Origin of the sequence: Photorhabdus caribbeanensis (assembly GCF_018448885.1) — a bacterium.
Lineage (GTDB): Bacteria > Pseudomonadota > Gammaproteobacteria > Enterobacterales > Enterobacteriaceae > Photorhabdus > Photorhabdus caribbeanensis.
This window is the reverse complement of the sequence record NZ_RCWB01000060.1, coordinates 1-9,717: the sequence shown is the minus strand read 5'-3', so window position 1 is coordinate 9,717 and position 9,717 is coordinate 1. Positions and strand designations below refer to the sequence as shown.

1 protein-coding gene is annotated in these 9,717 nt (G+C 53.5%); it reads right to left on the bottom strand.

Annotated elements, in window-relative coordinates; genetic code table 11:
• The coding region (locus EAE90_RS22280) for a non-ribosomal peptide synthetase (RefSeq protein WP_214055328.1) at positions 1 to 9,717 on the bottom strand (9,717 nt) is incomplete at both ends.

The window sequence follows — 9,717 nt, the reverse complement described above, 5'->3', positions numbered from 1 at the left end:
CAAAAACGGACAGGTCGAAATTCATCGACGTTGAGAACAGCACTTCGCGGATCTCTTCCACGTCAAAAGCCTGTTGAGCCCAGTGCAGGAAGTTAACCGTATTGCGGTGCTCAATCATCACCCCTTTCGGCATACCGGTCGAACCCGAGGTATAAATCACATAGGCCAGATGCCGGGAAGTCAGCGCAGGCACCAGTGGATTATTGTCCGGCTGATCTGGCAAGGTATTCGGGTCCAGTACCGTTAATCCAGCCAGCGCTTCCTCACCCAGTACAGCCCTGCCAGCCTCATCCGCCAGCACCACTGTTGGGGCAGCATCAGTTAGAATATGTGTCAAACGCCCACTAGGATAAGCCGGGTCTAACGGCACATAAGCTCCACCCGCTTTCATTACCGCCAGCAATCCCACTACCATCGCCGGTGAACGTGCCACACAAATCGCCACCCGCTGGTCGGGTACCACGCCCAGCGCAATAAGCTGATGGGCCAGGCGGTTGGCGCGGGTATTTAATTCGGCGTAACTGAGGGTCTGAGTTTCATATACTAATGCTATCGCATCAGAGGTTTTCTCCACCTGTTGTTCAAACAACTGGTGAACACATAACATCTCAGGGTAGACAGTTTCCGTCGCGTTCCAAGTTTTCAGCAACAGCGTACGTTCCGCTTTCGGCAAGATTTCCAATGCCCTAACAGGCACGTCCGGCACTTGCTCAAGGGCATCTACCAGACTTTCCAATGCTCGCTGCATATAACCGCATAAACTTTCCGGATCAAACGGTTGCACGACCTGAGCCGTCAGCCCCAAAGATTCGCCAAAATCTTCCACTGATAGCATTAACGGATAGTTAGTCCGCTCCTGCCCACCAATAAATTCAATGCCGCTGCTGATGTCATCCGACGCTGCCAGCAAGGTATTATGCCGATAGTTCAGCAAGCTATTAAAGAGAGGGATCTCACCTTGCACGCCGCTGCAACGCTGTGCCAGCGCCAGTGACGCGTGCTCATGTTCTAATAGTCCGGCGAGTCGAGCATGGGCGGTCTGCACGCTGCTCCGTACTGGGGTCTCATCAATATCCAGTCGCAACGGCAAGGTATTAATAAACAGCCCCATACTATTGTCTGCGCCTTCTCCGGCCTGCATACGCCCAAACAGCACCGTACCAAACACGACATTCTTCTGACCGCTGGTACGCGCCAACACCTGCGCCCAAGCCAAATGACACAAGGCCGCCAGACTGACACCCAGATGTCTCGCCTGATGACGCAAACGGTCATTTAATCCGGCTGGCAACATCCGGTGAACTTCCGTCACTTGCGAACCATCACGACGCACTTCCGTCAAACCAAACGCCAGGGTCGGTTCATCTACCGTCGCTAACATGTCAGTAAAGAAACGAGTATGTTCTTCCTGACTTACCCCCAACCGGACCTGCGCCACCAGATTGCGGAAAGGTGTCGGCGCAGGCAGATTATCCTCCCGGCCTGTCAGGTACGCCTGCACTTCGCGGTGCATCACCTCCATCGTTTCATGATCGCCGATCAAGTGATGATGCAATTCCAGCAACAACCAACGGCCATCGGTTTCCTGAGCGATGACAAAACGCAACAACGGCGCTTCGCTCAGCTCAAGACGATGATGACGCGGATCAAAACGCCGGGTTAACTGCTCACTGACCGGACCGTCAGCCGGATTTAATGTCAGTTCCGTCACCGACAATGGGGCCTGACGCCAGACTACTTGCGCCGGGACTGACAATCCCTGCCAGAGAAAAGCGGTACGCAGAATATCGTGCCGATCAATTATCTGTTGAACCGCCGCCAAATAACGATCCAACAGCGCCCGATCAGCAAAAGCCATCTGCCCGGTCAACAAATAGGGATCGCCTTCATTTGCCAGCAGATGGTGGAACAAAATGCCATCCTGCAACGGCGACAGCGCATAGATATCCTGAATATTGGCGATCCCGCCCGGCACTTGCCCGACAATGTGGTCAATGTCAGCCTGGGTCAAATCAATCAGCGGCAACATCGTCGGCGTCAGCACCGTCGTATCCGGTGTAATACGGTTGTCAGGCACCTGAATTTCATTATGCTGAACCAGAGACTGTGCCAAAATACAGAGTGTCGGATGCTGGAATAACGTTTTTACCGATATACTCAGACCAATACGCCGCAATCGTTCAATCATGCGCACAGCAAGCAGCGAATGACCACCCAGCGCAAAGAAACTGTCATGTCGACTAATCTGCTCAACACCCAGTAATTCACACCAGACAGCCGCCAGCATCGTTTCTATCTTCCCTTGCGGAGCTTCATAGATCTGACGGGCAAACGCCGCCTCCCCCGGCGCCGGTAACGCCCGGCGATCCAACTTGCCATTCGGGGTCTGCGGTAAAGTATCCAGCCGCACAAAAGCTGCCGGTACCATATAGTCAGGTAAAACTGCACTCAAATGTTCACGCAAACGGGCTGCCAGCCCTTCATTCGCTTCTGCCGCCACATAAGCGACCAGCCGTTTGCCCTGTTCATCCTCCCACACCAGCACTGCCGCCTCTTGTACCGCCGGGTGTTCCTCCAGCCGGGTTTCAATTTCCCCCAGTTCAATCCGGAAGCCGCGAATTTTAACCTGATGGTCGTTACGCCCCAGGAATTCCAGGCTGCCATCCGGCAAGTAGCGGGCCAAATCCCCAGTAACATACATCCGTGCGCCAGATACCGAGCTAAAAGGATCCGGTATAAAACGTTCCGCGCTCAATTCCGGCAGGTTAAGATAACCCCGCGCCACACCCACGCCGCCAATATACATTTCGCCAACACTGCCCACCGGGACTAACTGACCGTATTTGTCCAGCAGGTAAACGCAGGTATTTTTAAGAGGCCGACCGATAGAGCAATCATCGGTTGGGGATAAAACCTCCTTACAAGTCGCTGTTACGGTATTTTCCGTCGGGCCATAAGCGTTCAATAGTCGGGGTCGGTGGACTTCCCGTACAAACCAGTCCTGAATGGCGCTCTTTTTGACCGCCTCACCGCCAATGATAATAAGCCGGAGACAATCTGGCAGCGGTAATGCATTATCGTCTCTGGCAACCAGTTCGGACCAGAATAATGCCGGCAAAGACAGCACTGTGATACGGTTCTGTCGGGCTAAGGCAATAAACTCCGACATCGACGTCAGCCAACTGTCATCACGCATGACCAGCGTGGCCCCGTTGCATAATGTCGAGAAACACTCTTCCACCGAAACGTCAAATGCAAAAGAAGCAAATTGCAACAGCCGATCTTGCGCCGTGACCGCATAAGACTCATTAAAACCTAAATGACGCTGGTACACCGCCTGATGTTCCACCATCACCCCTTTCGGCTGCCCGGTTGAGCCGGAGGTATAGATGATGTAAATCAGATGCTGCGGCGTCAATGCAGCTACCTGCGGGTTGCGCTCCGATTGGTCTGGCACGGTATTCGGGTCCAGTACCGTCAGCCCCCTTAACGCCTCATCACCCAGTGCTGCCCGTCCAGTCGCATCAGCCAATACCACTGACGGAGTAGTATCATTCAGGATATATGCCAAACGCTCCAGCGGATAGGCGGGGTCCAGCGGCACATAGGCGCCACCGGATTTCAACACTGCCAACAACGCTACCACCATTACCGGCGAGCGTGACACACAAATCGCCACCGGCTGATCAGGTACGACACCCAATGCGATAAGCTGATGGGCCAGCCGGTTAGCGCGGGCATTTAATTCGGCATAACTGAAGGTTTGCGCCTGATACACCAGCGCCGTGGCTTCCGGGGTTTGCTCCACTTGTTGTTCAAACAATTGATGAATGCATAACGCCTCAGGATAGGCGGTTTCCGCCGCATTCCAGGTTTCTAGCAATAGCTTGCGTTCCGCCGGGGCCAGGATATCAATTTTTCCGATCGGCTGTTGAGGGTTAACCACCATCGCTTGCAACACCGCATGCAGATATCCCACTTGTCTTTCCATTGTTGCCGAATCAAACAAGGCGGTGGCATAATTCAGCGCCCCCACAATCCTGCCCTCCTCCTCCGACAAGCCTAGTTCAAGATCAAACTTGACAATATCAAAAGCTTGATAGACCGGTGAGACTGCCAGCCCCGGTAATTCCCATTCCGAGTTCTCATTGTTCTGCCAGGCAAACATCACCTGGAATAACGGGGTATGCGCCAGTCGGCGCGGCGGTTGTACGATTTCCACCACCTGTTCAAACGGTAAATCTTGATTCTCCTGCGCCGTCAATGCGGTTTGCCGGACCCGTGCCAGTAATTCCGTCACAGTCAGCTCACCTGATAAACCAATACGCAACGCCAACGTATTGACAAAGAAGCCAATCAACGGTTCCACTTCCTGACGACCACGGCCCGCGCTCGGCGTGCCAATCACCACATCTTCCTGACCTGACAAACGTGACAGAACCACCGCCCAGGCTGACAACAGCGTCATGAATAAGGTGACGCCCTGCTGCTCACTCAGACGCTTAAGGGCTGTCGTTAATTCAACATCTAAGTTAACCGGCACGGCATCTCCGGCAAACGACTGCTCCGGCGGACGAGGCCGATCTGTCGGCAGATCCAACAGAACCGGGGCGTCAGCCAACATTGCACGCCAATAGTCGGATTGAACCTGAATACGTTCAGCCGACAACCACTGACGCTGCCAGGCGGCGTAATCTGGGTATTGAATCGCCAACGGCGGCAACGGATCGAGCTGTCCATTCATAAACGCCGTATAGAGCGCATTCAATTCCTGTATCAGTACATTGCCAGACCAGCCATCGGAAACAATATGATGCTGAGTCAGTAAAAATTGATATTCGTCATCGGTGATCCGGATGAGAGCCGCGCGAATAAGCGGGCCGCTTTCGAGGTCAAATGACGCGTGGGCCTCCTCCGTACTCAGGCGTTTAAGAACTTCATCAGCATCCGAAACGCCGCGCAGGTCATATTGCGATAACAGTAAGCCGCTATCCGGTTCCAACAGTCGCACTTGCGGCTGATCATCTATAGAAACAAAGACAGAACGTAACGCTTCATGACGGGCAAACAAGGTATCCAACGCCTTTTGCCAGGCCATGATATCCAACTGACCAGACAAGCGTAGAGCCATCGGGACATGATAAGTTTCACTGACGCCCTCAAGCTGCGCCAGGAACCACAGGCGTTGTTGAGCAAATGATAACGGTAATTCCCCTTCACGGGATATCGGCACGATGGACGGCAGAATCATGTCCGGTTGTCCCATCCGGGCCTGCATAACCTCAGCAAACGCCTTCAACGAAGGGGATTTAAACAGAGTCGTCAGCGGCAATTCTCCACCTAAAGCGGCTACCCGATTCATCACTCGCATCGCCAGTAACGAGTGACCGCCCAGAGCAAAGAAATTGTCATACCGGCTGATCTGTTCAACACCCAGGACTTCACGCCAAATCGCCGCCAAGGCTATTTCCGTTTCCCCTTGTGGCGCTTCATAAGTTTGACGCGCAACGGCGTCACTGTCCGGTGTCGGCAACGCTCGACGATCCAACTTACCATTCGGCAGTAACGGAAATGCATCCAGCCGCACAAAAGCCGTTGGCACCATATAATCAGGTAAAACAGCACTCAGGTGAGCACGCAGACTGTTCACCAGCCCATCATCCTCTGGCGCCACGACATAGGCCACCAGCCGTTTCTCTTGTCCTTCACCCTGCGCCAATACCACAGATTTACTCACTGCCGGGTGTTCCGCCAAGCGGGCTTCAATTTCCCCCGGTTCAATACGGAAGCCACGAATTTTAACCTGATGGTCGTTACGGCCCAGGAATTCCAGATTGCCGTCCGGCAGATAGCGGGCCAAATCCCCGCTGCGGTACATGCGGGCATCCGGGTGACTACTGAATGGATCAACAAGGAAACGTTCGGCGGTCAATTCAGGGCGGTTCAGATAGCCACGCGCCACACCGACGCCGCCAATATATATTTCGCCAATACTGCCTAATGGTACAGGCTGGCCGTATCTGTCCAGCAAGTATATGCCAGTATGGCTAATTGGTCGGCCTATAGAACACGCATCTTCTGGGGATAATATCTCCTGACAGGTCGCAATGACGGTATTTTCCGTCGGGCCATAAGTATTTAACAACCGTGGACGTGGCATTTCCTGTGTAAACCACGCCTGAATGGCGCTCTTCTTCACCATCTCGCCACCAATCATGATTAACCTGAGGCAATCCGGTAGTAATAACGCCCTGTCTCTGGCCGCCAGTTCAGACCAAAATAGGGTTGGCAGAGACATCACGGTAATTTGATTCTGTCGGGCCAAGGTGATAAACGCCGACACAGAAGCCAGCCAACTATCATCACGAATCACCAACGTGGCGCCATTGCATAATGACGAAAACAGTTCTTCGACGGACGCATCGAAGGCAAAAGAGGAAAATTGCAGCATCCGGTCTTGTGCAGTAACAGCATAGGTCTGATTAAAACCGAAATAACGTTGATAAATGGCCTGATGTTCCACCATTACGCCTTTCGGCGTGCCGGTAGAGCCAGAAGTATAGATAACATACGCCAGATGTTGTGGAGTCAGTGCAATCCCCTGCGGATTGCTGTCCGGCTGGTCAGGCTGAATATTCGGATCTAATACCGTTAACCCGACCAACGCCTTTTCACCCAGAGCCGACCGTCCAATCTTATCCGCCAGCACCACTGACGGGGCAACATCATTCAGGATATGCGCCAGACGTTCCCCCGGATAAGTTGGGTCCAACGGCACATACGCCCCTCCGGCTTTCAATATCGCCAACAGTCCCACTATCATCGCTGGCGAGCGTGTTGCACAAATCACTACCCGCTGGTCCGGTACGACTCCCAGCGTTATTAGCTTGTGAGCAAGGCGGTTAGCTCTACTATTGAGTTCAGCATAGCTGAAGATTTGTTGTTGATACTCTAACGCCGTGGCTTCTGGAGTTTGCTCCACCTGTTGTTCAAACAACTGATGAATACATAACGTCTCAGGATAGGTGGTTTCAGTGGTATTCCACATTTCCAGCAACAGCTTTCGCTCCACCTCTGGCAAAATATTTAATGCCCGCACCGGCGTCTCAGGCCGCCGTTCAAGTGCTTCCGCCAGACTTTCCAGCGCCTGCTGCATATAACCGCATATACGATCCGGATCAAACGGCTGGACAACTTGAGCCGTCAGCCCCAGAGCATCGCCAAAATCCTCCACTGACAGGTTAAACGGATAGTTAGTCCGCTCCTGTCCGCCTAAGAATTCAATGCCCTTCATTGTTTCATCCAGCGTCACCAGAGACAGGTTATGCCGGTAGTTTAATAATGCATTGAAGAGCGGCGTACCACTAGCAACACTACTGCAACGCTGCGCCAACGCCAGTGACGCATGCTCATGCTCTAATAATCCAGCCAGTCGGGTATGAGCGGCCTGCACGCTGTCTCGTACCGAGGTCCCATCGATATCCAGCCGTAACGGCAGGGTATTAATAAACAGCCCCATGCCGCTGTCGGCCCCATCTCCCGCTGCCATGCGCCCAAACAGCACCGTGCCAAACACGACGTGCTCCTGCCCGCTGGTGCACGATAGTACCTGTGCCCAGGCCAGATGACACAAGGCCGCCAGACTGACCCCCAAATGTCTCGCCTGATGACGTAAACGGTTATTTAGCTCGACTGACAACATCCGGTGCGATTCCGTCACCTGCGAACCATCACGGTACACCTCCGTCAAACCGAACGGCAGGGTCGGTTCATCTACCTCAACTAACATGTCAGTAAAGAAGCGAGTGTGTTCTTCCTGACTAACGCCTAACCGGGCCTGTGCTACCAGATTACGGAAAGGTGTCGGCACTGGCAGACTCTCCTCCTGCCCGCTCAGATAAGCCTGTACTTCGCGGTTCATTACTTCCAGCGTGGTATGATCGCCAATCAGATGATGCAACAATTGTTGTACAATCCAGCGGCCATCAACCTCTTGTGCCACCACAAAGCGCAATAACGGCGCCTCGCCCAAGTCGAGACGATAATGACGAGGGTCAAAACGTTGGGTTAACTGATCACAAACTCGCCCATCAGCCGGATTCAAGTCCAGTTCCATCACTGACAAAGTGGCTTGACGCCAAACCACCTGAACCGGTACAGACAACTCTCGCCAGATAAAGGCGGTACGCAGGATATCATGGCGATCAACCACCTGTTGTACCGCCGCCAGATAGCGATCCAGCAAAGCGCGATCAGCAAAGGCTATCTGACCGATCCCCAGATAGGGATCACCTTCATTTGCCAATAAGTGGTGGAACAAAATACCGTCCTGCAACGGCGACAGGGCATAAATATCCTGAATATTGGCCATCCCGCCCGGCACTTGCCCGACGATACAGTCAATGTCAGCTTGAGTCAGATCTATCAGCGGCAACATCTCCGGCGTAATTGTTGTCGTCGCTGACGTAATCACATTCGGCGGCACTGCCACAGCCCGATATTGCCCTAATGTTTGGGCCAGTTCAGATAACACCGGCGACTGGAACAGGTCACGCACCGCCAGTGTCAGCCCCAAGTGACGCAGACGTTCGATCATCCTCACAGCAAGCAGAGAATGGCCGCCCAGCGCAAAGAAGCTATCGTGTCGGCTAATCTGTTCTATTCCTAGCAACTCATACCAGATAGCCGCCAAGGCGATCTCTGCTTTCCCCTGGGGCGCTTCATAAACCTGGCGGGCAAAAGCCTCGCCGTCCGGGGCCGGTAGCGCCCGACGATCCAGCTTACCATTCGGCGTTAGCGGGAAAGCATCCAGCCGCACAAAGGCTGACGGCACCATATAGTCAGGCAACATTTTACTCAGGTGAGTGCGCAAACTATTCACCAACCCGTCATCCGCTGGCGCCACGACATAGGCAACCAGCCGTTTGTCCTGTCCATCCCCCAGCGCCAGCACCGCCGCCTCACGCACCGCCGAGTGCTCTATCAGACGTGTCTCAATCTCCCCCGGTTCAATGCGGAAACCGCGGATTTTAACCTGCTGGTCGTTGCGGCCCAGGAATTCCAGGTTGCCATCCGGCAGGTAACGCGCTAAATCCCCGGTACGGTACATACGAGCGCCCGGTCGATCACTAAACGGATCTATCAGGAAACGTTCAGCCGTCAATTCTGGCCGATTCAGGTAGCCACGCGCGACAGCGACTCCCCCAATGTAAAGTTCACCCGTGACACCCATTGGGGCAGGTTTCCCGTGGGTATCGAGAATGTAAATCTGGGTATTGGATATTGGGCGGCCAATCGGTACGTTATCGGCAAAACAGCCCGAGTGATTGATATCAAACACCGTACAACCCACGACGGTTTCAGTTGGGCCATACTCGTTGATGATGCGTGATCCAGGGGATAATGTTCGCCAGAGTGCAATAGTGGAACTGGGCAGTGCCTCTCCGCCCACGATAAAACAGTGAGCCGGGCATGTTCGTCCCATCGTGTTCAATTTTTGCCCTATTGCCGAAAGATGACCGGGCGTAATTTTAACCAAAGCGCCTGATTCCATTGACAACAATGCAGGGAGCAATTCAACCAACTCCTGACCGTCACCGAGCAAATGGATCTTGCCGCCGCACAGTAAAGGCAGGTAAAGGCTAGTAACCGTGGCATCAAAGGCTATCGATGATGAAACGATACTATCGCATTGCCTTTCAGTGAGGTAATCACTCC